Raw genomic sequence first — 21,629 nt, forward strand, 5'->3', positions numbered from 1 at the left:
GTTAGGGCCCTTCTCAGGCGGCTCTCAGATCCCTCGGCAAGACTTGCCCCCATGCGCATCCTCGTTGTCGACGACGATCGGGCGGTCAGGGAGTCACTCCGCCGTTCGCTCCAGTTCAACGGCTATCAGGTCGAGACCGCCGGAGACGGCATGCAGGCCCTGGAGTCGGTGACCGCCGCCAGGCCGGACGCGATGGTGCTCGACGTGATGATGCCGCGGCTGGACGGCCTCGAGGTGTGCCGCAGGCTGCGCAGCACCGGAGACGACCTGCCGATCCTCGTCCTCACCGCGCGGGACGCCGTGAGCGACAGGGTGTCCGGTCTGGACGCCGGTGCCGACGACTACCTGCCCAAGCCGTTCGCGCTGGAGGAGCTGCTGGCGCGGCTTCGCGCGCTGCTGCGCCGTGCCGCCCACGACGACGCCGCCGCGACGCAGTCCGCCGCCGTGCTCAAGTTCGCCGACCTGGAGCTGGACCCGTCCACGAGGGACGTCCGCCGCGGCGAGCGCCCGATCAGCCTCACCCGCACCGAGTTCGCGCTGCTCGAGCTCCTGCTGGCGCACCCGCGCCAGGTGCTCACCCGCAGCCGCATCCTGGAGGACGTGTGGGGATACGACTTCCCGACCTCGGGCAACGCTCTCGAGGTCTACGTGGGCTATCTGCGCCGCAAGACGGAGGCGGAGGGCGAGCCGAGGCTCCTCCACACGGTGCGTGGAGTGGGGTACGTCCTGCGGGAGACCCCTCCGTGATCCTCGAACCCCAGGGACGGCTGCAGAAGGCGTCGCTGCGGGCCCGCGTCACCTGGCTCGCGGCGTTCTGCGTCGCCGGGGCCGTCGCGCTGGTGTCGTTCGGCGCGTACATGGTCGTGCGCAAGAGCACCTACGACGCCCTGAACGAGAGCCTGCGGACCAGGGCGGTGGCCGTGGCGACCGGCGAGAAGATCAACACGCCGGACTTCGTGGGCAAGTACCCCGCGGCGTTCCTCGCGGCGGGCGACGTGAAGATGGGCGTGCTGCTGGCCGACACCGGCCAGCTGCTCTACCCGCAGGGCTTCGACCGCCCGCCGACGACCGAGGAGGCGTGGGACGTCGCCCAGGGCGAGCGCGACGAGTTCATCTGGACCGACCACAGGACCGAGTCGCGGGTCATCGCCGTCAAGTACCAGCCGGGCCAGGCGATCATCATCGCCCAGTCGATGTCCCCGCAGCGGACGACGCTGGCCAAGCTCAGCGTGGTCCTGCTGCTCATCGGCGGCGCCGGCGTGCTGCTCGCGGCCATCGCGGGCACGGCCGTGGCGCGCACGGGCCTGCGTCCGGTGCAACGGCTGACGGAGGCCACCGAACGCGTCGCGACCACCGGCGACCTGACGTCGATCCCGGTGTCGGGCGACGACGAGCTGGCGCGGCTGACGCACAGCTTCAACGCGATGCTCGGCGCGGTGGCGGAGTCGCAGGAACGGCAACGTCGCCTGGTCGCCGACGCGGGCCACGAGCTGCGCACGCCGTTGACCTCGATGCGCACCAACCTGGAGCTGTTGCTGGCATCGGAACGCCCGGATTCCCCCACTTTGTCCGAAGAGGACAAGAGGGAGATCCAGTCGGACGTCCGCGCCCAGCTCGACGAGCTGACCACGTTGATCGGCGACCTGGTCGAACTGGCCCGCGAGGACGCCCCGCAGGTGATCCAAGAGCCGGTCGACCTCGTCGAGGTGGTGGAACGGGCGCTGGACCGCGCCCGCCGGCGCGCCTCGAGCGCCGTGACGTTCGACGTGCAGCTGCAACCGTGGACACTTCTGGGTGATTCCAGTGCTCTGGAACGCGCGGTTCTGAACCTCCTCGACAACGCGGTGAAGTTCAGTCCTGCGGGTTCTTCGGTGCGGCTGAACCTCCGCCAGGTCGGTGACGGCAGTGCCGTGGTGGAGGTGGCGGACGCGGGCCCCGGCATCGCGGAAGCCGATCTACCTCACGTTTTCGAGCGGTTCTACCGTTCGACCGAAGCGAGGACCCTGCCCGGTTCGGGCCTCGGACTGGCCATCGTCAAACAGGTGGCGCAACGGCACGGCGGCACGGCGACGGCGGGCAGAGCCCCCGAAGGCGGGGCCCTGTTCACGTTGCGCCTACCCGGACGTCCGTAAGGTGGGTCTGTGAGTCATCGCGTGAACGACGATTCTTCGTCGAGCTGGGAGACGACGCCTCCCGCCGGAGACGGCCCTGCGCGCACCACGCGCTTCTCCACGTCCAGGTCGTCCGCTTCGACCCCTCCGCCCGCTTCGTCCTCACCGTCCCCGGACGACGCCCCGGCGCCGAGGTTCTCGAAGAAGGCGAAGAAGAAGCAGCCGTTCTGGAAGGAACTGCTGGTCATCTTCAGCGTGGCGCTGCTGCTGACCGTGGTGATCCAGACGTTCGTGGCGCGGGTGTTCGTCATCCCGTCGGCCTCGATGGAGACGACGCTGCACGGCTGCACGGGCTGCGTGAACGACAAGGTGCTGGTCGAGAAGATCACGTACCTGTTCGGAGACCCCCGGCCGGGCGACGTCGTCGTCTTCCGCGGCCCGCCGAACTGGACGGGCGGCAAGGAGCCCCCGAACTTCGTGGTCGGCACCCTCCAGGACCTCGGCTCGATGGTGAACCTGTCCGAGCCGAGCGGCACGGACTTCATCAAGCGCGTCATCGCCGTCGGCGGCCAGACCGTCGAGTGCTGCGACGACCAGGGCCGCGTCATGGTCGACGGCAAGCCCCTGGACGAGCCGTACCTGAACTTCGGCGGCGGCCCGCGCCAGCAGGACTCGTTCGAGAAGGTCACCGTCCCCGCGGGAAAGCTGTGGGTGATGGGCGACAACCGCAACAACTCGTCGGACTCGCGCAAGCACGGCGACCCGACCCCCGCCGACGGCGCGATCCCGATCGCCAACGTGGTGGGCAAGGCCCGCGTGATCGTGATCCCGGTGGGGCGGTGGGGTTCGATCTCGGACCACAACCCGCAGACCGGCGGGAAGTAGCCGCAAGCACGCGGAAGGGGCGGAGCCGATGTCGGCCCCGCCCCTTCCGTCGTCTCCGAACCTCAGCCCTTCGTCGACCCCAGCGTCAGCCCGCCCACGAACTGCCGCTGCAACACGAAGAACACCACCAGCGTCGGCAGCGCCACCAGCAGCGACCCGGCCGCGATCAGGTTGTTGTCGGTGAAGAACGTCCCCTTCAGGTTCTGCAGAGCGGACGTGACCGGCATCTTGTCGCCGTCCTGGATCAGCACCAACGCCCACAGGAAGTCGTTGTAGATCCAGGTGAACTCCAGAGTGGCCAGAGCCGCCAGCACCGGCCGGCACAGCGGCAGCGTGAGCTGCCAGTACTGCCGGAACACCGAAGCCCCGTCCACCCGAGCGGCCTCGGTCAGCTCGTAGGGGATGGTCTTCATGTAGTTCGACAGCACGAACGTGCAGAACCCCATCTGGAACGCGATGTGGATCAGGATCACGCCGAGCGGCGAGTCGATCAGCGACTCGCTCTCCGACATCCACGACGGCAGCTCGATCAGCCGGTACAGCCGCCACAGCGGCGTGACGATCACCTGCTGCGGCAACAGGTTGCCGGCGGTGAACAGCATCAGCAGCGCGACGTTGAACTTGAAGCTGAACCGGGACACGCCGAACGCCACCATCGAGCTCAGCACCAGCGTGACCGCCAGTGCCGGGACGGTGATGAGGAACGTGTTCCAGTAGAAGTGCGGCAGATCGCCGATCTCCCACGCCTTCGCGAAGTTGTCGAACGTCAGCGACTTCGCGATGGAGAAGTAGCCGTTGACCGACGTGTCCTCGTACGTCCGCAGCGACGCGTAGACCGCCCACAGCAGGGGCGCCAGCGTCATCAGGCACGTCAAGATCAAGAACACGTGCAACGCGACGCGGGCGGGAGTCACCGGTCGCTTCGGGGGCACGACAGGGCGTTCCAAGGTCGCCGTCACGTCCGGTTCTCCTTGCTGAACACCTGGTACAGGTACGTGATGATGAAGCCGAGCGAGATCGTCAGCAGCACCACGGCCACCGCGGAGCCTCGGCCGATGCGCGACGCCTCGCCGATGATGTTGTCGGTCACCAGCACCGACAGCAGCTCCAGGCCGTTGCGCCCCTTGTTGATGACGTACACGATGTCGAACGCGCGCAGCGCCTCGATCACCGTCACCACGAGCACGACGATGTTGACCGGTTTCATCACCGGGAACGTGACGCGGAAGAACGTCTGCGCGGACGACGCGCCGTCCAGGGCAGCGGCTTCCTTCAACGCGGGGTCCACCGACTTGAGGCCCGCCAAGTACAGCAGCATGATGTAGCCGGTGTGCCGCCACGCGGCCGCGACGAGCACCGCGTACAGGTTGATGTCCGAGTCGCCGATCCAGTCGACGGGTTTGTCGAGACCGAGCACCGAGTTCAGCAGCCCGCCGTCCGGCGTGTAGATCAGCTGCCAGATGAAGCCCACCAGCGCGAGCGACAGCACCATCGGCATGTACAGCACGCTCTGGTAGATCCTGCTGAACTTGAGCTCGCGGTCCAGCAGCACGGCCAGCAGCAGACCGGCCGAGGTCGGCACGATCAGCAGGAACAGCAGCCAGATCAGGTTGTGCTGCACCGCCGGCCAGAAGCGCGGGTACTCGGTGAAGATCTCGACGTAGTTGCCGACACCGATCCACTCGATGTCCTCGAGGCCGCCGATGCCGTTCCAGCGGCTGAACGACAGCGCGACCGAGCCCAGCGTCGGGATCCACACGAACAGCAGGTGCACGACCGTGGGGATGCCGAGCATGAGCCCCAGCACCAGTCTGTCCGTGCCCGCGAGGGCGGTGGCACGTTTTCCACGCCGACGAGGCGGCGGCCCGTCGAGGGCCACCGCCTTCGGCTTCTCCTGCAGTGCGGTCACTTGAAGATGTTCTTCGCCTGGTCAGCCATGCCCTTGAGCACGGAGTCGACGTTGTCGGGGTTCTTGATGAACTCGATGAGGCCGTTGGTGGCCGCCTCGCTCGCGAAGCCGGGGTCGGTGTCGCGGTCGAGGAACTGCGTGATGTGCTTGGCGTTCTTGATGACCTCGGCCGCCTTCTTCTGCAGCGAGTTGTAGCCCGAGGTGTCCGCGTTCTTGTTGGTGGCGACCGCGGTCGGGTCGGCCTTGAGGTAGGCGACCTGCGGCTCCGGGCTCGCCAGGTACTCGAGCAGCTTCGCCGCGCCCTCCGGGTTGGACGGCTTCTTCGCCATCATGTAGCCGTCGATCGGCGCCTCGACGGTGTCGATGCCGTGCGTCGGGTTGATCTCCGGGAACGGGAAGAAGTCGAGGTCCTCCTTCTCGGCGTCGGGGAACTGCTGACCCACGAACGCGCCGAGCAGGTACATGCCGGACTTCTTCTGCTGCAACGACTGCGCGGCTTCCTGCCACTCGCGGCCGAGCGCGTTCTCCTGGTGGAACGGCAGCAGCCGCTTCCAGGTGTCGAAGACGTCCTTGACCTTCTTGTCCTGCCAGTCTTCCTTGCCCGCCAGCAGGTCCACGTGGAACTGGTAGCCGTTGATGCGGAAGTTGAGCTGGTCGAACGTGCCCATGCCCGGCCAGCCCTGCTTCTGCGCGAAGGCGATCGGGATCAGGCCGTCGGTCTTCATCTTCGTGGCGAGCGCGACGAGCTCGTCGAGGTTCTTCGGCACCGCGTAGCCGCGTTCCTGCCAGAGGCTCTTGCGGTAGAACATGCCCCACGGGTACTGCGTGAACGGCACGAAGTACTGCTTGCCGTCGGAGCCCGTCGCCGCCTGCTTGAGCGCGTCGGAGTAGTTGCCGCCGATCTTGCCCCACAGGTCGCTGAGGTCACCGGTGAGGCCCTGGTCGGCGAAGAACCGCATGCGGTAGCCGGCGAACCACGCGAGCACGTCGTCCGGCTTGCCCTGCAGGTAGTTGTTGATCTGCTCCTGGTACTGCTCGTGCTGCTTGGTGTTGATCGTGACGGACAGACCGCCCGACCCGCCTTCGAAGGCCTTGATCGCAGCGGTGATCGCGTCCTTCGGCACCTGGTCGGACAGGTTGTTGCCGAAGGTGACGACCTTGGAGTCGCCGCCGGAACCCGAGCCGCCACCGCACGCCGACAGAAGGCCACCGGTCGCCGCGACTCCCGCGCCGGCCAGCATGACTCGCAGCATCGTGCGCCGACCGAAGTGCGGTAACGGGGTGGAACCAGGCGTGTACCGAACCATCATCGCTCCTACAGGTGACATCCGCTCGTGCGAACCGAACAGGACTCAAACAAAGTTGCGCACAATGTGGTCCCAGTCATACAGCCTGTCAAGTCTCGTTACGCAGCTGTTAAACCCGTGCGCAGCGTGGTCGCTCGCTGCTTCCCGGTACTCGTCCCGGTCGACCGGCACACAGACCTCAACGTGAAGTTGTGTTTGCTTGTGTTGACGTTGAGGGTTGTTGTCGGTCACCCTTGCGGCCGTGACGACTTGGCCCATCGACCTGCCCGGCCTCGGCTGGGGGGCCGACTACAACCCCGAGCAGTGGCCCGAACACGTCTGGGCCGAGGACGTCCAGCTCATGCGGCGGGCGGGCGTGACCATCGTCAGCCTCGGGATCTTCTCCTGGGGGCGGATCGAGGTCAGCAAGGGCGAGTACCGCTTCGACTGGCTCGACCGCGTGATGGACCTGCTGTACGCCGGCGGCATCCGCGTCGACCTCGCGACCGCGACCGCCGCGCCCCCGCCGTGGCTCACGGCCGAGTACCCCGAGATGCTGCCCGTCCGCGCGGACGGCGTGCGGCTCTCGCACGGCTCACGGCAGGCCTACTGCCCGTCGTCGCCCATCTACCGCGACCGCGCGACGGCGCTCGCGGGTGAGATGGCCGCGCACTACAAGGACCACCCCGCGCTGGCCGCGTGGCACGTCGGCAACGAGTACGCGTGCCACGTGAAGCGGTGCTACTGCGACACGTGCGCCGCCTCGTTCCGCGAGTGGCTGTCGAGCCGCTACACGCTCGACCAGCTCAACGACGCGTGGTCCACGGCGTTCTGGAGCCAGGGCTACACCGACTTCGCGCAGGTCCTGCCTCCGCGCGTCACGCCGACGTTCTCGAACCCGGCGCACGTGCTCGACTACGACCGGTTCACCGACGACGCGATCCTCGAGCTGTACAAGGCCGAGCGCGACGTGCTGCGGATGATCACGCCGGAGGTGCCGGTCACCACGAACTTCATGGTCAACTGGACCTTCGGCGACCTCGACTACTGGAAGTGGGCGCGCGAGGTCGACTTCGTCTCCAACGACCACTACACCGAGGCCGAGTCACCCGACCGGCACGTCGAGCTCGCGATGTCCGCGGACCTCGTGCGCGGTCTCGCCGGCGGCAAGCCGTGGCTGCTGATGGAGAACTCGACGTCCGCGGTGAACTGGCAGCGGCGCAACATCGCCAAGCTGCCGGGGGAGATGCGGCGGCACTCGTACCAGAACATCGCCCGCGGCGCGGACGGCACGTTGTTCTTCCAGTGGCGGCAGTCGCGCGGGGGCAGCGAGCGCTACCACTCGGCGATGGTGCCCCACGCCGGCACGGACACCAAGGTGTACCGCGAGGTCTGCGAGGTCGGCGCCGAGTACGCGAAGCTCCGCGACGTCGTCGGCTCCACTGTGGACGCCTCGGTCGCGGTCCTCTACGACTTCCAGTCGAACTGGGCGCTGCGGCAGGACGCGCACCCGACGGCGGACTTCGACTACTACCGGCACGTCCTCGGGTACTACAAGGCGCTGTGGCAGGCCGGTGTCACGGTCGACTTCGTCGCGCCGGGCACGAACCTCTCGGCGTACTCGGTGGTCGTCGTGCCGGCGTTCTACGCGGTGTCCGACGCGCACGCCGCCGTGATCGCGGACTACGTGGCGGGCGGCGGACATGTCGTCGTCACCTACCTGTCGGGGGTCGCGGACCAGTACACGCGGGTGCGGCTGGGCGGCTACCCGGGCGCGTTCCGCGACGTGCTGGGCGTGTGGTCGGAGGAGTTCTTCCCGCTGCGGCAAGGCGAAAGCGTCACGCTGACCGACGGGTCGACCGCGTCGTTGTGGACGGAGCACCTCCACGTGCGCAGCGCCGACGTCGTCGCCTCCTACGCCGATGGGCCGTTGCCGGGCGTACCCGCCGTCACGCGCAACACCTTCGGCAACGGCGTCGCGTGGTACGTCGCGTGCGACCTCGACGAGGACGGTCTCGGCCGAACGGTTGAAAACGCGCTTTCCGGTGCGGGCGTTGCGGTATCACGCTCCGGGATCGAGCTCGTCAGGCGCAGGGGCGACGTATCGTGGCTCTTCGCCGTCAACCACACCGACACCGACGCGCAGGTGGAAGCATCCGGGGTCGACGTGTTGTCCGGCACGCAGGTCTCCGGACGCCTCACCGTGCGCGCCGGGGACGTCGTCGTCCTCAGGGAAGAGGTGTGAGGTGCTGGCACGTCAGCGGCAAGCGGTCATCATCGAGGAGGTCCGCCGGACCGGCGCTGTGCGCGTGAGCGACCTGGTGGTCCGGCTCGGCGTCTCGGACATGACCGTGCGCCGCGACCTCGACGTGCTCGCCTCGCGCGGGCTGGTGGAGAAGGTCTACGGCGGTGCGACGTCCGTCGTCGGGCGCTCGACCGACGAGCCCGGTTTCGAGGCCAAGTCGGTCCGGCAGCTGCCCGAGAAGGAAGCGATCGCCGCGCAGGCCGCGGGCCTCGTGCGCCCCGGCACCGCCATCGGCCTGTCCGCGGGCACCACGACGTGGACGTTGGCCCGCTTCCTCGACGACATCCCCGACCTGACCGTCGTGACGAACTCGATCCGCGTCGCCGACGTGCTGCAGCAGAGCGGGCGCACCGACCGCACGGTCGTGCTGACCGGTGGCGTGCGCACGCCGTCCGACGCGCTGGTCGGCCCCGTCGCCGTGCAGGCGTTGCGGTCGTTACACCTGGACGTGGTGTTCCTGGGCGTGCACGGCATGGCCGAGCGCTCCGGCTTCACCACCCCGAACCTCAACGAGAGCGAGACGGACCGCGCGCTCGTGGACGCCGCCGGCCGCGTGGTCGTGGTCGCGGATCACACGAAGTGGGGAACCGTGGGCATCTCCACGATCGCCGACCTCGACGAGGCGCACGTCCTGGTGACGGACGAAGGTTTGCCGGACGACGCACGGGCGACCCTCACCGAGCAGGTCGGCGAGTTGGTGTTGGCTCATGTACCAGGAAGTGGCGAGGAGTTGGCGTGAGGCGTACCGCGGGAAAGCTGGCGGACGGCCGGGAGATCATCTACTTCGACGACAGCGCTGAGGCGCCACCGCGAGTGGCGGTGGACACGCGGGACCTCCCCGCGACGCAGCCGATGTCCGAAGTGCGGCTGGACCCGTTGACCCGCGAGTGGGTGGCGATGGCGGCTCACCGCCAGACGCGCACCTACAAGCCGCCGGCGGACCTGTGCCCGCTGTGCCCGTCGACGCCGGGCCGGCCCACCGAGATCCCCGAATCCGACTACGACGTCGTCGTGTTCGAGAACCGGTTCCCGTCGCTGGCGCAGAACGTGCCCGACGTGCCGTCCACTGTGGATGGTGAGGAGCTGTTCGTGCGCGCGCCCGGCCGGGGGCGCTGCGAGGTCGTGTGTTTCACCTCCGACCACACCAAGTCGTTCGGCGAGCTGTCCGAGTCGCGCGTGCGGACCGTCGTGGACGCCTGGGCCGACCGCGTCGCCTTCCTGTCGACGTTGCCGGGCGTCGAGCAGGTCTTCCCGTTCGAGAACCGCGGTGAAGAGATCGGCGTGACGCTCTCGCACCCGCACGGCCAGATCTACGCCTACCCGTTCGTGACGCCCCGGACCGAGCGGATGCTCTCGGCCGCGCTGGACTACCACGCGGAGCACGGCCGTCCGCTGTTCGGTGACGTGCTGGAGGCCGAGCTGCGCGCGGGCGCGCGTGTGGTGGAGGAGTCGGAGCACTGGGTGGCGTTCGTGCCCGCCGCCGCGCGCTGGCCCGTCGAGGTCGTGCTGGCGCCGCGCCGCCAGGTGCCGGACCTCGCCGCTCTGTCCTCTGTGGAGCGCGACGACTTCAGTGCGGCGTACCTGCGGGTCCTGCGCCGCCTGGACGCCCTGTACGACCGCCCGCTGCCCTACATCGCGGCCTGGCACCAGGCGCCGGTGAACGCGGGCCGCGAGGAGATGTGGCTGCACCTGCAGGTCTTCTCGGTGCTGAGGACGAAGGACAAGCTGAAGTACCTCGCGGGCTCCGAGTCCGGCGAGGCCGTGTGGATCAACGACGTGACGCCCGAGCAGATCGCCGAGCGCCTCCGGGGAACACACAAGTAGCTCCCAGGCTGGTTTAAGGCTTCTCTCAGGACGACACCCGAGACTATGGGCATGACCGAGAGCAACCAGCCAGCGCAGCAGCCGGAAGAGCCCCACTCCGTGCCGACGAGCGCCGGTCAGACAGACTCCGGCGCGCGGGAGCAGGGCCCGCCGTCGCCGGACTCCGGCCGGCCGGATCCTTCGCAGGGGGGATCCGGCCAGGCTGGGGCACACCACGCCCCTGCCGGCCTCGGCGATCCGCCGGCCTCCTTCACTCCGGCCCAGCCGCAGGTGCCCTCACCTGACGCGGGCCAGGCGCAGCTCGGCGGGTCCGGACCCGGCCGGCAGTTCCCTCCGCCAGGGTCCGGCCAACCTCACCCGCTCGGTCTCGGCGCCACCACCGCGCAGTTCGGCGCGGAGCAGCCCTCCGGTCCGTTCGCCGGACCGCACACGGGGCCCCAGCCGACGGGTCAGTACTACCTCCCGCCCGGCTACCAGCCGTCCGTTCCCCCGCGTCCCAAGGGCCGGGGCAAGGTCGTGGCGGGCGTCGCGGCCCTCGTGCTGCTCGTGGGCGGGCTCTCCGGTGGCCTCGGCGGCTACCTGGGCTACAACTTCGCCAACGACTCGTCGGCCGTGAGCTCGCTCGACGCGCCGCGCGCCGCGTCCCAGACCGGCAACGCCCCGGCGGGCTCCGTCGAGGACGTGGCGAACAGGCTGCTGCCGTCCGTCGTCCAGATCCAGGTCGTGACGCGGACCGGCGCCGGCGAGGGCTCCGGCTTCGTCATCTCCAGCAACGGCCAGATCGTGACGAACAACCACGTCATCGAGGGTGCGGCGACCGGAGGCGACATCAAGGTCGTCTTCCAGGACGGCAGGACCGCGTCCGCGAAGATCCTCGGCCGCGACCCCAGCTCCGACATCGCCGTCATCCAGGCCGACGGGATCTCCGGCGCGCCGGTCGTGCAGCTCGGCAACTCCGGTGACCTCAAGATCGGCCAGGGCGTCGTCGCGATCGGCTCGCCGTTCGAGCTGTCGGGCACCGTCACCTCGGGCATCGTCAGCTCGCTGAACCGCCCGGTCTCCGCCGGCAGCGACAACCGCAACTCGCAGGCGACCGTCCTCAACGCCATCCAGACCGACGCGGCCATCAACCCCGGCAACTCCGGCGGGCCGCTCGTGAACATGCAGGGCCAGGTCGTCGGCATCAACTCGGCGATCTACAGCCCCAGCTCGGCCAACGGCCAGGCCGGTTCCGTGGGCATCGGGTTCTCGATCCCGATGGACCAGGCGCGCCGCACGATCGACGAGATCGTGAAGACCGGCAAGCCCAAGCAGACCGTGCTGGGCGTGAAGGTCGAGTCGACCGAGCAGGGCGCCAAGATCTCGGAGATCACCGCCGGTGGCGCCGCCGAGAAGGCGGGGCTCAAGGCCGGTGACGTGATCACCAAGTTCGGCGACCGCCGCATCGACGAGTCGGACACGCTGGTCGCCGCCGTCCGGTCGAAGGCTCCCGGCGACAAGGTCACGATCACGCTGTCCGACAACCGGACCGTGGAAGCCACCCTCGACGGTGTCGAGGTGGGGTAGGTCGGGGGACGCCGGGTTCTGGCATCCGCCGCCCGCCAGAACCCGGCGTGACGACCCCTGAGGGGCCGTACCTGTGGGCACCTGCCCCGCGCACAGGTACGGCCCTTCTTACGTGCTTGTGACAGACGCGGTCTCATCGGCGTTCGTGGCTTAGCGTGGTGGCGTGGCGGAAAGGGTTCTGGTCGTCGACGACGACACGACGGTGCGCGACGTGGTGCGTCGCTACCTCGAGCACGCCGGGTACGAGGTGGAGCTCGCCGGTGACGGGGAGCAGGCCCTGCGGTCGGTCTCGGCGCACGAGCCGGACATCGTGGTGCTGGACCTGATGCTGCCCGGCATCGACGGCCTGGAGGTCTGCCGGCGGATCCGGGAGCGCGGCAGCACGCCCGTGGTGATGCTGACGGCGCTGGGCGAGGAGGAAGACCGCATCGCCGGGTTGCAGATCGGGGCGGACGACTACGTCACGAAGCCCTTCAGCCCGCGCGAGCTCGCGTTGCGCGTCTCGTCGGTGCTGCGGCGGGCTCATCGGGCCTACGAGCCGCGAGTGGTGCGCGACGGCAACCTCGTGCTGGACGTGGCCGCGCACACCGCGACGCTGGACGGCATGCCGTTGCAGCTCACCACCCGCGAGTTCGACCTGCTGGCGTTCTTCATCGGCAACGCCGGCAAGGCGTTCGGCCGGGCCGAGCTGCTGGAACGGGTGTGGGGCTGGCAGTTCGGCGACCAGTCGACCGTGACCGTCCACGTGCGACGGTTGCGCGAGAAGATCGAGCGCGACCCCGCGAAGCCGCGCAGGCTGAGCACGGTGTGGGGCGTCGGATACAGGTATGACCGGTGTTCGACCGACTGAGCCGCGTCTCCCTGACCACCGCGATGACCGTCATGGTCATCGTGCCGGTGGTGGCGACCATCGCCGGCGTGCTGATGGTCAGCGGGTTCATGTTCACGCCGATGCTCAACGCCACGCTCATGGCGTGCGCGCTGGTCGGCCTGATCACCGTGCCGTTCTCGATCCTGCTGGGCCGCGCGATCGCCCGGCGCACCATGTGGGAGCGCGAGGCGGAGGCGGCCAGGCGGCAGCTGGTGGCGTGGATCAGCCACGACCTGCGCACGCCGCTGGCCGGCATCCGGGCGATGACCGAGGCGCTGGAGGACGGCGTCGTCTCCGAACCGGGCGAGGTCGCCGTCTACGCCAAGCAGATCGCCCTGGAGGCCGACCACCTGTCGAAGCTGGTGGACGACCTCTTCCAGCTCTCGCGGATCACGGCGGGCGCGTTGAACCTGACGCTGCACGACGTCCGGCTGGCCGACGTCGTGAGCGACGTCGTCGCCGCATCCCGCCCGATCGCCGCCAGGGAGGGTGTCGGGCTGCGCGCGGACGCTCGTGAGTGGCCGGTCGTGCGGGGCTCGGATCCGGAACTGATGCGTGTCGTGCGCAACCTTGTGTCCAACGCCATCCGCCACACACCGGAGGGCGGCTCCGTCGCCGTCCAGGTCGATGTGGACGGAGCCGAAGCGGTGGTGCGAGTGGACGACGCGTGCGGCGGCATACCCGATGACGTGCTGCCCCACGTGTTCGACGTGGGATTCCGCGGCTCGTCCGCGCGCAATCCGTCCGGTGCCGGGCTGGGACTTTCCATCGCGCGAGGGCTGGTCGACGCCCACCACGGGAGAATTGCCGCCCACAACCACGGTCCTGGCTGCCGCTTCGAAGTCCGACTCCCGCTACGGTGATCGCATGGAACGCAGCGCGCAGCGCCTTGGCCGCGCTTTGGTCGTGATCGTGGACGACCGGGTGGCGCACGGCGAGCAGGACGACAACTCCGGTCCCCTCGTCACCGAACTCCTCGAGGAAGTGGGCTTCATCGTCGACGGCACCGTCGCGGTCGAGGGTGAGGTGGTCGACATCCGGGCCGCCCTCAACACGGCCGTCATCGGTGGCGTCGACCTGGTGGTCACCGTGGGCGGCACAGGCGTGTCCCCGCGCGACGTCACCCCGGACGCGACACAGGGCGTGCTCGACCGTCCGATCCACGGCATCGCCGAGGCACTCCGCGCCTCCGGTCTCGCCGCGGGCGCGGTCGACGCGGGCATCTCGCGCGGCCTCGCCGGCGTCTCCGGCAGCACGCTCGTCGTGAACCTCGCGGGCTCGCGCTCCGCGGTCCGCGACGGCATGGCGACCCTCTCGGCGTTGGTGCCCTACGTGATCGAGCAGCTGAGCGGTCTTGACGAAGAGTGACCCACCCCAGCCGGAGCCGGCCGGCGAGGACGCGGTCGCGCGTCGTCGCCGGTTGGCCGAGGTGTTCGGCGACGTGCTCCCGGAGACGACGTCGGACGAGCGCGGTGGCGGGGCCGGGTCCGACGACCGCGAGTCCTGGTACCGCGAGAACCGGCCGCCGCACCACGGCGGCTGAGCACGCGTGGCGGTTGTCGCGCGTGCCGTCGAAGGCGTGCGGCGCGCTGTCGTCCGGAGCGAGATCGGATGACCCCGTGGCCTCACCCCGATCCGAATCCCACGCACGGGCTTGGACCCGGCTGCCTCCCGTTGCCGGGCGGCAGCCGGGAGGGGTCAGACCTTCGGGGCTCGCACGTCCGTCATGGGCTGGACGACCGTCGTCTGCTGGCCCTGCTGGGCCGCCAGCAGGTCACGGATCTCGATGAGCAGCTCGACGTTCGTCGGCTCGGCCGGGCCGGCCTCCTCGCCCCTCTTGCGGCGCTCCTGGATCTTCTTGATCGGCAGCACCAGGACGAAGTAGACGACGGCCGCCACGATCATGAAGTTGATCGTCGCGTTGATGACGTTGCTGAAGTCGAGGTACGTGTCCTCCTTGCCTTCGCGCAGTTGGATGCCGAGGCCCTTGGTCTCGGTGCTGCCCAGAGACGAGATGAGCGGCTTGATGAGGCTCGTGGTGAATGCGGTGACGATCGCGGTGAACGCGGTGCCGATGACCACGGCGACAGCCAGGTCGACGACGTTCCCGCGCATCAGGAAGTCCTTGAATCCCTTCAGCATCAGCGGAGGGTAACGGCTAATGCGTGGTCCAGTGACATCGCGGCGACCCGGTTCGCGTCCGGTCTCGGCAACGTGAGGACGACGACCCGGCCGCGTCTCTCCCGCACCGCCGCGTTCTCGGCCAGCACCTCGCCGGTCGAGGCCACCACGTCGACGCGGCCGCCCACCCGCACGACGTCGGCCAGGCCCTGGTCAGCCACCTCGACGGCCACCGACGCCGAGTCGGAGCCGGCTGAGGCGAGATCCAGGTCCGTCAGCGGGACGCCTGCTCGCGCCGCGTCGGTCAGGGTCCGGCCCACCAGGGCGGACACGCCGGAGAACGATCCGGACACCGGCGTCTCGAACGACACCAGCCGGAGATCGGAGCCGGACAGCGGGACGCCCGGTGGCAGGTCGCGGGCCGCCACCACGGCCGGGTGACCCACGTCCGGCCAGAAGGCCGTCACCGCGGCCAGTAACGCCAGGGCCGAGGCCAGCAAGCGGCGCCACACGGCGGAAGGCCGGCGGCGCACCAGGGAGCGGACTCGGTCGGGCAGCGTGGTGGAAAGAGCCATGCCCCCGACGGTAGGGCCGTCGAGGGCACGTCAATCCGGGTTCGGACGCAAGTTGTGGACAACTCGCGATCTTCAGGACGCCGCGGCCGCCGGGGTGCTCGTCGAAGTCGAGGTCGAGGACGTCGAGGACTTCGAGTCCGAGGAGGACGACGAAGACGTGGACGCCGGGGTCGCGGAAGGCGACGGCGTGCTCTTCGCCGCGCCGGAGCGGCTGTCGGTCCGGTAGAAGCCGCTGCCCTTGAACACGACGCCGACGGCGCCGAAGAGCTTGCGCAGCTTGCCCGAGCACTCCGGGCACTCGGTGAGGGAGGCGTCGCTGAAGGACTGCACAGCCTCGAACCGGTGCTCACACGCGGTGCAGGCGTACTGGTACGTAGGCACTGGGTTCGCTCCTAGATCTGGCACTCGACTGTTGTGAGTGCCAACACGATTTTCGCTCAGATCCTTCCCCGAGCGCAAACACACCGGCTCAAAGTCACAGCCACCGCAGGCCGATCGAGGGGGTCAGGACACCGTTCATCCGCACGTCGTGAGGCTCGGCCGGCACCGAGGACAGCACCTCCTCGTCCCGCACCACCGCCACCAGAGGGGCCTTGACCAGCGGCAACGAGCGGTCGTAGTGCCCCTTGCCCTTCCCGAGCCGCACCCCGTCCACCGACACCGCCAGCGCAGGCACGAGCACCAGGGAGGCTCCACCGATCGCCGAGGCGCCGAGCCGCGGGCCGGTCGGCTCCAGCAGCCCGAGCGCCGCGGGGGCGAGCCCCGCCGGTCCGGTGTGGACGGCCCAGTCGAGCGGCGAGTCGCCCGTCACGACCGGCAGCAGCACCCGGCACCGCAGCCCGTCGAGCCACGACGCGCCACCCGGCTCCGATCCGACCGGCAGGAACGCGCACACGGTCTGATCAGGCCGGACGTCCAGCGCGGCCACGTGCGCCCTCAGGGCGGCGGCCTCGAGGGAGCGAACCTCGGGGGACAGGGAGCGCCGGGCGGCCAGCAGCTCTGAACGCAGAGCGGCCTTCCGGTCGCGAAGATCGGAGGTCATGGTGGGTATCCCTCGGTATGTCGTTAGCATCGCAGCCCATGAGCAGCGCCTTCCACACCGCTATCGTGCCCGCGGCAGGTCTGGGCACCCGTTTCCTCCCCACGACCAAGTCCGTGCCGAAGGAGTTGCTGCCGCTGGTCGACACCCCGGCCATCGAGTACGTGGCCAGGGAGGCGGCCGAGGCGGGGGCGACGAAGCTGGTCATCGTGACGTCGCCGGAGAAGGCGTCGGTCGCGAACTACTTCGACTCCAACCCCGAGCTCGAGCAGACCCTCGCCGCCCGCGGCAAGGCCGACCTCGTCGAGAAGATCCAGCGCGCCCCGAAGCTGATCAAGGCCGAGACCGCGCTCCAGGAGCAGGCGCTGGGCCTCGGCCACGCCGTCGGCTGCGCCGAGGGCAACCTGACCGGTGAGGACGAGGCCGTCGCGGTGCTGCTGCCCGACGACATCATCCTGCCGACCGGCGCGCTCAAGAAGATGGCCCAGGTCCGCGAGGAGAAGGGCGGCAGCGTCCTGCTGGCGTTCGACATCCCGCGCGAGCAGATCTCCGCCTACGGCGTGTTCGACGTCCGCGACACCGGCAGCGACGACGTCAAGCAGGTCGTCGGCATGGTCGAGAAGCCCAAGCCGGAGGACGCGCCGTCGACGTTCGCCGCGGCCGGCCGCTACCTCCTCGACCGGGCGATCTTCGACGCCCTGAAGCGCATCACGCCGGGCGCCGGGGGCGAGCTGCAGCTCACCGACGCCATCGCGCTGCTGATCAACGAGGGTCACCCCGTGCACGTCGTCGTGCACCGCGGCGGACGACACGACCTCGGCAATCCCGCCGGATTCCTGCGGGCTGCGGTTGACTTCGCACTCGAGACCCCTGAGTACGGACCCGACCTGCGCGAGTGGTTGCGGGAACGCCTCGACAACTCCTGAGCGCGAGGACCAACACACATGAGGTCAGTGGACGAGCAGCTCGCTCGGGTGATCGCGGCCGCGGTGCGGCCCGCACCCGTGCGGGTGGCGATCTCGGAGTCGCAGGGCCTGCTCTGCGCGGAAGAGGTCGTGGCGGAGCACGCGCTGCCCGGTTTCGACCAGGCCGCCGTGGACGGCTACGCGGTGCGCAGCGTCGACGTGTCCGGCGCGAACGCGAACCCCGTGCAGCTGCCGGTCGTGGGCGAGATCCCGGCGGGCTCCCGGCAGCCGCGCCGGCTCCAGCCGGGCCAGGCCGTGCGGATCGCGACGGGCGCGCCGTTGCCGACGCTGGCGGACGCGGTGGTGCCGCTCGGCTACACCGACGGCCACCAGGCGAAGGTGACGGTCAACCGCAGCGTGCCGTCCGCCGGGTTCGTCCGCCGCACCGGCGAGGACGTGCAGACCGGTGACGTCGCCGTCCGCCGCGGCGCGTCCATCGGCGCCGCCCAGGTGGGGTTGCTGGCCGCCGTCGGGCGGAACAAGGTGCTCGTCCACCCGCGCCCGCGGGTGTCGGTGATCTCGCTCGGCGAGGAGCTCGTCGACGTCGACCGCACGCCCGGTCAGGGCCAGGTCTACGACGTGAACTCGTACGCGCTGGCAGCCGCCGCACGCGACGCGGGCGCCGAGGTCAGCCGGGTCGGCATCATGTCGGCCGACCCGCGCCGGCTGCGCGAGGTCGTCGAAGGACGGCTGCTGCTGTCGGAGATCGTCGTCATCGCCGGTGGCGTGGGCGGCACGGTCGGCGACGAGGTCAGGGCCGCCGTGGCCGAGCTCGGCGACATGGACGTCGGCCGGGTCGCCATGCACCCCGGCTCCGCGCAGGGCTTCGGCCGGCTCGGTCCGGACGCCGTGCCGACGTTCCTGCTGCCCGCGAACCCGATGAGCGCGCTGGTCGTGTTCGAGGTGCTGGTCAGGCCCCTCATCAGGGCCGCGCTGGGCAAGAAGAACCCGTACCGCCGCGCGGTGTCCGCGCGGCTGTTGTCACCGGTGCAGTCGACGAAGGGCCGCCGGGGCTTCCTGCGCGGCCAGCTGCTGCGCGACGCGGACAACGGCGAGTACCTGGTGCAACCGCTCGGCACGTCCGGGTCGCACCTGCTCGCGTCACTGGCCGAGGCCAACTGCCTGATCATGGTCGACGAGGACGTCACCGAGGTCTCGGTCGGCGACGAGGTCCTCGTCAGCTTCCTCGCCCAGCGAGGCTGACGAGCGGCGGGGGATGAGCGCTTTCTCCGATCTGGGACGCCACCCCGGCTGGCCGGTCCGGCTGGGGCCCGTCGAGGTGCGCGCGGGAACCGTCACGCTGCGCGGGCCACGGCTCTTCGACGGCTCGCGCTGGTCGCGGCTGCGGATCCGCGACCGCGCGTACCTGGAGCAGTGGGAGCCCACGGCGCAGGAGGGCTGGGACGAGCGCAACGCGACGCTGTCCTGGCCCGCCCAGTGGTCGTCGCTGCGCTCCATGGCCCGGCGCGGCAGCACCCTGCCGTTCATGATCATGGTCAACGGCGAGGTCGCCGGTCAGATCACCGTGGGCAACATCGTGCGCGGCTCGCTGCAGTCGGCGTGGATCGGCTACTGGGTGGCCGCCGACCGGGCGGGCGGCGGCGTCGCGACGGCCGCAGTGGCGTTGCTCACGGACCACGCCTTCCGCGACGCCGGTCTGCACCGGCTCGAGGCCACCGTCCGCCCCGAGAACGGCGCCTCGATCCGCGTGCTCACGAAGTCCGGGTTCCGCGAGGAAGGCCTTTTCAAGCGTTATCTGGATGTTGCAGGGCAGTGGCGTGACCACCTCTGCTTCGCGCTGACGACCGAAGACGTCCCGGATGGCCTAGTCCGCCGTTTGGTCGCACGCGGAGAGGCCCGTCTTCCCTGACATCTGCTTCCGTATGCCGTAATCACTTCACCCAAAAGTGGGTGATACACCACACTTTGGTACGCACCGCGCTCGGCGTGCCTCCGAGACAGGTGTGACTGTTGTGACTAGCGTGGTGACAGCACCACGCGTGGGCCGGGGGAGGTGAACGGGGAATGCCGAGTTCGCTGATCATCGTTGCGCTGGTCGTGGCGTGGCTGGTGGTCCTCGTCCCCATGGTGGCCCGCAAGCGCCAGGAGAGTGCGCGCAGCGTGGGGGAGGAGTACGACGCCATGCCCGACGCCGAGTACGACGACATCCACGACATCGACATCGACGACGACTTCTTCGACGAGGAGGAGTACGTCGAACGCCCGTTCCGGCGCGGCCGGGGTGGCTACGACCCGGAGACCGCCGCACTGGTGGCGCAGGCGAAGTACGCGTTCCGCCGCAGGGTGATCGCGTTCCTGCTGGCCGCCGCCGTGGTGACGGCGATCGCGGCGGGCGTGTTCTACACGCCGCTCTGGTACGGCCACGCCGCGCTCGACCTGCTTGTCGTGGGCTACCTGACCTACCTGCGCCGCCAGGTGCGGATCGAAGAGGAGATCCGCGCCCGCCGGCTCGCCCGCCTGCAGCAGGTGCGCCGCCGCCGTGCGACGGGCCCGCAGCCGCAGCAGGACACCCCTGCCGCGCCGTCCGTCTCCGTCGAGGAGGCCGAGACCACCCAGGTCGAGGTCGTGGCCGTCGACGAGACGCCGGCGTTACCGCCGTTGCCGCGCTACGAGCACCACGTCCGTCCGGGCACGATCCCGGTCGACTCCGACGACGAGGACCCGGTCTTCGTCGAGCTGGATGGGGTGGAGTCGCTGAGGTATCGGGGTGCGGTGGGGGCTTAGGGAGGGGGTGGTGAAACACCCCTTTCCGGACTGCTATAGTTCTCTCGTAACACGGCAAGGGGCTGTAGCACAGTTGGTAGCGCGTCTCGTTCGCATCGAGAAGGTCAGGGGTTCGATTCCCCTCAGCTCCACCAAAGGCCAAGGTGTACGAACACCTTCAGGGGCGGAAACCGGTAAGCCGGTTTCCGCCCCTTCGGCATGTGCGGCTTCGGCATGTGCGGCTTCGGTGGGTTGGGCACTCGGAAGATGGGCACGATCCGGCCCGGTCCGGTGATCTTGATCTTGACGACGAAGTTCTCCACGATCGCCTTGCGCTGGTTGTGGTTGCCCCGCGCAGGATTTCGGTGATGTGCTGCTGGACTTCGTCCAGTGTGGACGCGTCGGGCATGGTGGGCTCGTTCTCCAGCTCTTCGAGGAGATCGGCTTCCCGCTCGCGGAGTTGGCGTTGCTGCGTCCGGTGCTCGAGCAGTCCGGCTTTGACGTTGTCGTCGTCGGCGTTGATGCGGTCCATGTCGCAGACGTCCTTGCCGTACTTCAGGCGCTTGTTGCACGTGTAGTGGCGGTAGGTCTTGGTCTTGCCGGTGGCCCTGGTACCCAGAATCGCGGTGCCGCACTTCGGGCAGGCAGACGGCCGGTGGCGATGTAGTCGGAGCCGATGTAGTCGGAGCCGATGGCGGCACTGTTGGCGTGGTTGTCGCCGCGCTCGTCCATGATCCGCTGGGCTTCCTCGAACTGCTCCGGGTCGATGATCCCCGGATGCGCGTCCACGGCGACGACGCCCCGGAAGTGGATTTCGCCGACGTAGACGCGGTTCTCCAGGATGGTCAGGATGCGCTTGAACGCCCACAGCCCGCCCTTGCGCGTGCGGTAGTCGCGTTCGTTCAGTTCGTGGGCGATGGACTGCGACCCGAGCCGGTCCTTGGTGTAGAGGTCGAAGATCAACCGGACGACGGCGGCTTCGGCCTCGTCGACGTAGAGGTGTTCGGTCGCCTTGTCCTTGTCGTAGCCGGGTGGGGTCACCGTGTCGCGCAGGTTCCGGGAGAACCGGTCCACCCGGTACACCGACAGCACGTCGGTCAGGCCGGACTTGGCCCAGTGCATCGCCTTGCGCAGGCCGGGCCGGTTGGTGTCCTTGCCAGAGGCGTCGTCGGTGAACTTCTTGACGATCTTTCACCCCGGCTGCGAGGCGACATAGGCTTCCTGCCGGACGTCCTGCGCCTCGATGGTGAGGGCTGGTTCTCGCCGTCGGCGCTGCGCCGCAGGTAGACGCCCACGCGCACCGTGTCCAGGTCGAGGTCTTCCAGCGACGCGGCCTTGCGGACCTTGGCGACCGTGGATCGTCTACCCACGGGCGTCTCCCCGGTGCTGCGGCATGGCGTTTTCCATCGAGAAAGTTCCCCCTGAATCGTTGGAATGGAATACTTCGC

At 69.3% G+C, this 21,629-nt stretch carries 23 protein-coding genes and 1 tRNA gene; 16 read left to right on the forward strand and 8 right to left on the reverse strand.

What is annotated here, in order from left to right:
- Window positions 1-51 precede the first annotated feature (51 nt).
- From VM306_RS04825 to lepB, 3 genes are read left to right on the forward strand one after another with little or no spacing between them, the layout of a single operon-like run.
- A complete protein-coding gene (locus tag VM306_RS04825) occupies window positions 52-747 on the forward strand; it encodes a response regulator transcription factor (RefSeq protein WP_325511281.1) in 696 nt (231 codons plus the stop codon).
- Window positions 744-2,132, forward strand: a complete 1,389-nt coding sequence (locus VM306_RS04830) for a HAMP domain-containing sensor histidine kinase (RefSeq protein WP_414672331.1) — start codon at window positions 744-746, stop codon at window positions 2,130-2,132. The genes VM306_RS04825 and VM306_RS04830 overlap by 4 nt, the downstream gene beginning before the upstream one ends.
- A gap of 9 nt (window positions 2,133-2,141) precedes the next feature.
- A complete protein-coding gene (lepB, locus tag VM306_RS04835; protein ID WP_325511283.1) occupies window positions 2,142-2,996 on the forward strand; it encodes a signal peptidase I in 855 nt (284 codons plus the stop codon).
- Between the two features lie 62 nt (window positions 2,997-3,058).
- Here the strand turns inward: lepB and VM306_RS04840 are convergent, their stop codons facing one another.
- The 3 genes from VM306_RS04840 to VM306_RS04850 are packed head-to-tail and all read right to left on the reverse strand — an operon-like array spanning window position 3,059 to window position 6,158.
- Window positions 3,059-3,955, reverse strand: a complete 897-nt coding sequence (locus VM306_RS04840; RefSeq protein ID WP_325511285.1) for a carbohydrate ABC transporter permease — start codon at window positions 3,953-3,955, stop codon at window positions 3,059-3,061.
- Entirely contained in the window at window positions 3,952-4,905 is a 954-nt protein-coding gene (locus VM306_RS04845) for a sugar ABC transporter permease (RefSeq protein WP_325511287.1), read from the reverse strand. Before VM306_RS04845 ends, VM306_RS04840 begins: the two co-directional genes overlap by 4 nt.
- Window positions 4,902-6,158, reverse strand: coding sequence for an ABC transporter substrate-binding protein (locus VM306_RS04850; RefSeq protein ID WP_325511289.1), 1,257 nt, complete (start codon window positions 6,156-6,158; stop codon window positions 4,902-4,904). The genes VM306_RS04845 and VM306_RS04850 overlap by 4 nt, the downstream gene beginning before the upstream one ends.
- A gap of 295 nt (window positions 6,159-6,453) precedes the next feature.
- Here VM306_RS04850 and VM306_RS04855 point away from each other — a divergent pair, with 295 nt between their 5' ends.
- From VM306_RS04855 to VM306_RS04890, 8 genes are all read left to right on the forward strand, one after another.
- A complete protein-coding gene (locus VM306_RS04855; RefSeq protein ID WP_325511291.1) occupies window positions 6,454-8,436 on the forward strand; it encodes a beta-galactosidase in 1,983 nt (660 codons plus the stop codon).
- 1 nt (window position 8,437) lies between these two features.
- Window positions 8,438-9,235 (forward strand): DeoR/GlpR family DNA-binding transcription regulator, encoded by a 798-nt coding sequence (locus VM306_RS04860; RefSeq protein ID WP_325511293.1) that lies wholly within the window; start codon window positions 8,438-8,440, stop codon window positions 9,233-9,235.
- Window positions 9,232-10,320 (forward strand): galactose-1-phosphate uridylyltransferase, encoded by a 1,089-nt coding sequence (gene galT / locus VM306_RS04865; protein ID WP_325511295.1) that lies wholly within the window; start codon window positions 9,232-9,234, stop codon window positions 10,318-10,320. Before VM306_RS04860 ends, galT begins: the two co-directional genes overlap by 4 nt.
- A 51-nt stretch (window positions 10,321-10,371) precedes the next feature.
- Window positions 10,372-11,886, forward strand: a complete 1,515-nt coding sequence (locus tag VM306_RS04870) for a S1C family serine protease (protein WP_325511297.1) — start codon at window positions 10,372-10,374, stop codon at window positions 11,884-11,886.
- A gap of 163 nt (window positions 11,887-12,049) precedes the next feature.
- A complete protein-coding gene (locus tag VM306_RS04875; protein WP_325511299.1) occupies window positions 12,050-12,736 on the forward strand; it encodes a response regulator transcription factor in 687 nt (228 codons plus the stop codon).
- A 23-nt stretch (window positions 12,737-12,759) separates the two neighbouring features.
- The gene (locus tag VM306_RS04880; RefSeq protein ID WP_325511327.1) at window positions 12,760-13,620 is read left to right on the forward strand and encodes a HAMP domain-containing sensor histidine kinase; all 861 of its coding nucleotides are present in this window, start codon (window positions 12,760-12,762) and stop codon (window positions 13,618-13,620) included.
- Window positions 13,621-13,624: 4 nt separating this feature from the next.
- Complete coding sequence (locus tag VM306_RS04885; protein ID WP_089909148.1) at window positions 13,625-14,125, forward strand: MogA/MoaB family molybdenum cofactor biosynthesis protein; 501 nt, start codon at window positions 13,625-13,627, stop codon at window positions 14,123-14,125.
- Window positions 14,112-14,300, forward strand: coding sequence for a hypothetical protein (locus VM306_RS04890; RefSeq protein ID WP_325511303.1), 189 nt, complete (start codon window positions 14,112-14,114; stop codon window positions 14,298-14,300). The genes VM306_RS04885 and VM306_RS04890 overlap by 14 nt, the downstream gene beginning before the upstream one ends.
- A gap of 155 nt (window positions 14,301-14,455) precedes the next feature.
- Here VM306_RS04890 and mscL read toward each other — a convergent pair whose 3' ends face one another.
- The 4 genes from mscL to VM306_RS04910 form a co-directional block, all read right to left on the reverse strand.
- Window positions 14,456-14,899 (reverse strand): large-conductance mechanosensitive channel protein MscL, encoded by a 444-nt coding sequence (mscL, locus tag VM306_RS04895; protein WP_325511305.1) that lies wholly within the window; start codon window positions 14,897-14,899, stop codon window positions 14,456-14,458.
- Window positions 14,899-15,453 (reverse strand): SAF domain-containing protein, encoded by a 555-nt coding sequence (locus VM306_RS04900; protein WP_325511307.1) that lies wholly within the window; start codon window positions 15,451-15,453, stop codon window positions 14,899-14,901. The genes mscL and VM306_RS04900 overlap by 1 nt, the downstream gene beginning before the upstream one ends.
- Before the next feature lie 72 nt (window positions 15,454-15,525).
- Window positions 15,526-15,834, reverse strand: coding sequence for an FmdB family zinc ribbon protein (locus VM306_RS04905; RefSeq protein WP_325511309.1), 309 nt, complete (start codon window positions 15,832-15,834; stop codon window positions 15,526-15,528).
- 94 nt (window positions 15,835-15,928) lie between these two features.
- Window positions 15,929-16,495: a 5-formyltetrahydrofolate cyclo-ligase gene (locus VM306_RS04910; protein WP_325511311.1), complete on the reverse strand. Its 567-nt coding sequence runs from the start codon at window positions 16,493-16,495 to the stop codon at window positions 15,929-15,931.
- A gap of 38 nt (window positions 16,496-16,533) precedes the next feature.
- On the opposite strand from VM306_RS04910, the gene VM306_RS04915 reads away from it, so the two are divergent.
- From VM306_RS04915 to VM306_RS04935, 5 genes are all read left to right on the forward strand, one after another.
- Window positions 16,534-17,418 carry a UTP--glucose-1-phosphate uridylyltransferase gene (locus VM306_RS04915; protein WP_325511313.1) on the forward strand — a complete coding sequence of 295 codons (885 nt, stop codon included), beginning with the start codon at window positions 16,534-16,536 and terminating at the stop codon, window positions 17,416-17,418.
- 18 nt (window positions 17,419-17,436) lie between these two features.
- A complete protein-coding gene (glp, locus tag VM306_RS04920; protein ID WP_325511315.1) occupies window positions 17,437-18,660 on the forward strand; it encodes a gephyrin-like molybdotransferase Glp in 1,224 nt (407 codons plus the stop codon).
- A gap of 13 nt (window positions 18,661-18,673) precedes the next feature.
- A complete protein-coding gene (locus VM306_RS04925; protein ID WP_325511317.1) occupies window positions 18,674-19,327 on the forward strand; it encodes a GNAT family protein in 654 nt (217 codons plus the stop codon).
- 155 nt (window positions 19,328-19,482) lie between these two features.
- Window positions 19,483-20,202, forward strand: coding sequence for a gephyrin-like molybdotransferase receptor GlpR (glpR, locus tag VM306_RS04930; protein WP_325511319.1), 720 nt, complete (start codon window positions 19,483-19,485; stop codon window positions 20,200-20,202).
- 58 nt (window positions 20,203-20,260) lie between these two features.
- Window positions 20,261-20,336 (forward strand) — tRNA-Ala (locus VM306_RS04935).
- Between the two features lie 400 nt (window positions 20,337-20,736).
- Here the strand turns inward: VM306_RS04935 and VM306_RS04940 are convergent.
- Window positions 20,737-21,369, reverse strand: coding sequence for a recombinase family protein (locus VM306_RS04940; protein WP_325511329.1), 633 nt, complete (start codon window positions 21,367-21,369; stop codon window positions 20,737-20,739).
- Window positions 21,370-21,629: the final 260 nt, after the last annotated feature.

The organism is Lentzea sp. (assembly GCF_035525475.1).
Taxonomy (GTDB): Bacteria; Actinomycetota; Actinomycetes; order Mycobacteriales; family Pseudonocardiaceae; genus Lentzea.

Bases quoted from the DNA above. Each gene is read 5' to 3' on its own strand.
- VM306_RS04825 (WP_325511281.1), top strand. From the start codon at position 52: ATGCGCATCCTCGTTGTCGACGACGATCGGGCGGTCAGGGAGTCACTC.
- VM306_RS04925 (WP_325511317.1), top strand. From the start codon at position 18,674: ATGAGCGCTTTCTCCGATCTGGGACGCCACCCCGGCTGGCCGGTCCGG.
- VM306_RS04910 (WP_325511311.1), bottom strand. From the start codon at position 16,495: ATGACCTCCGATCTTCGCGACCGGAAGGCCGCTCTGCGTTCAGAGCTG.
- VM306_RS04900 (WP_325511307.1), bottom strand. From the start codon at position 15,453: ATGGCTCTTTCCACCACGCTGCCCGACCGAGTCCGCTCCCTGGTGCGC.
- VM306_RS04915 (WP_325511313.1), top strand. From the start codon at position 16,534: ATGAGCAGCGCCTTCCACACCGCTATCGTGCCCGCGGCAGGTCTGGGC.
- glpR (WP_325511319.1), top strand. From the start codon at position 19,483: ATGCCGAGTTCGCTGATCATCGTTGCGCTGGTCGTGGCGTGGCTGGTG.
- VM306_RS04885 (WP_089909148.1), top strand. From the start codon at position 13,625: ATGGAACGCAGCGCGCAGCGCCTTGGCCGCGCTTTGGTCGTGATCGTG.
- VM306_RS04880 (WP_325511327.1), top strand. From the start codon at position 12,760: ATGACCGTCATGGTCATCGTGCCGGTGGTGGCGACCATCGCCGGCGTG.
- mscL (WP_325511305.1), bottom strand. From the start codon at position 14,899: ATGCTGAAGGGATTCAAGGACTTCCTGATGCGCGGGAACGTCGTCGAC.
- glp (WP_325511315.1), top strand. From the start codon at position 17,437: ATGAGGTCAGTGGACGAGCAGCTCGCTCGGGTGATCGCGGCCGCGGTG.
- VM306_RS04850 (WP_325511289.1), bottom strand. From the start codon at position 6,158: ATGCTGCGAGTCATGCTGGCCGGCGCGGGAGTCGCGGCGACCGGTGGC.
- VM306_RS04870 (WP_325511297.1), top strand. From the start codon at position 10,372: ATGACCGAGAGCAACCAGCCAGCGCAGCAGCCGGAAGAGCCCCACTCC.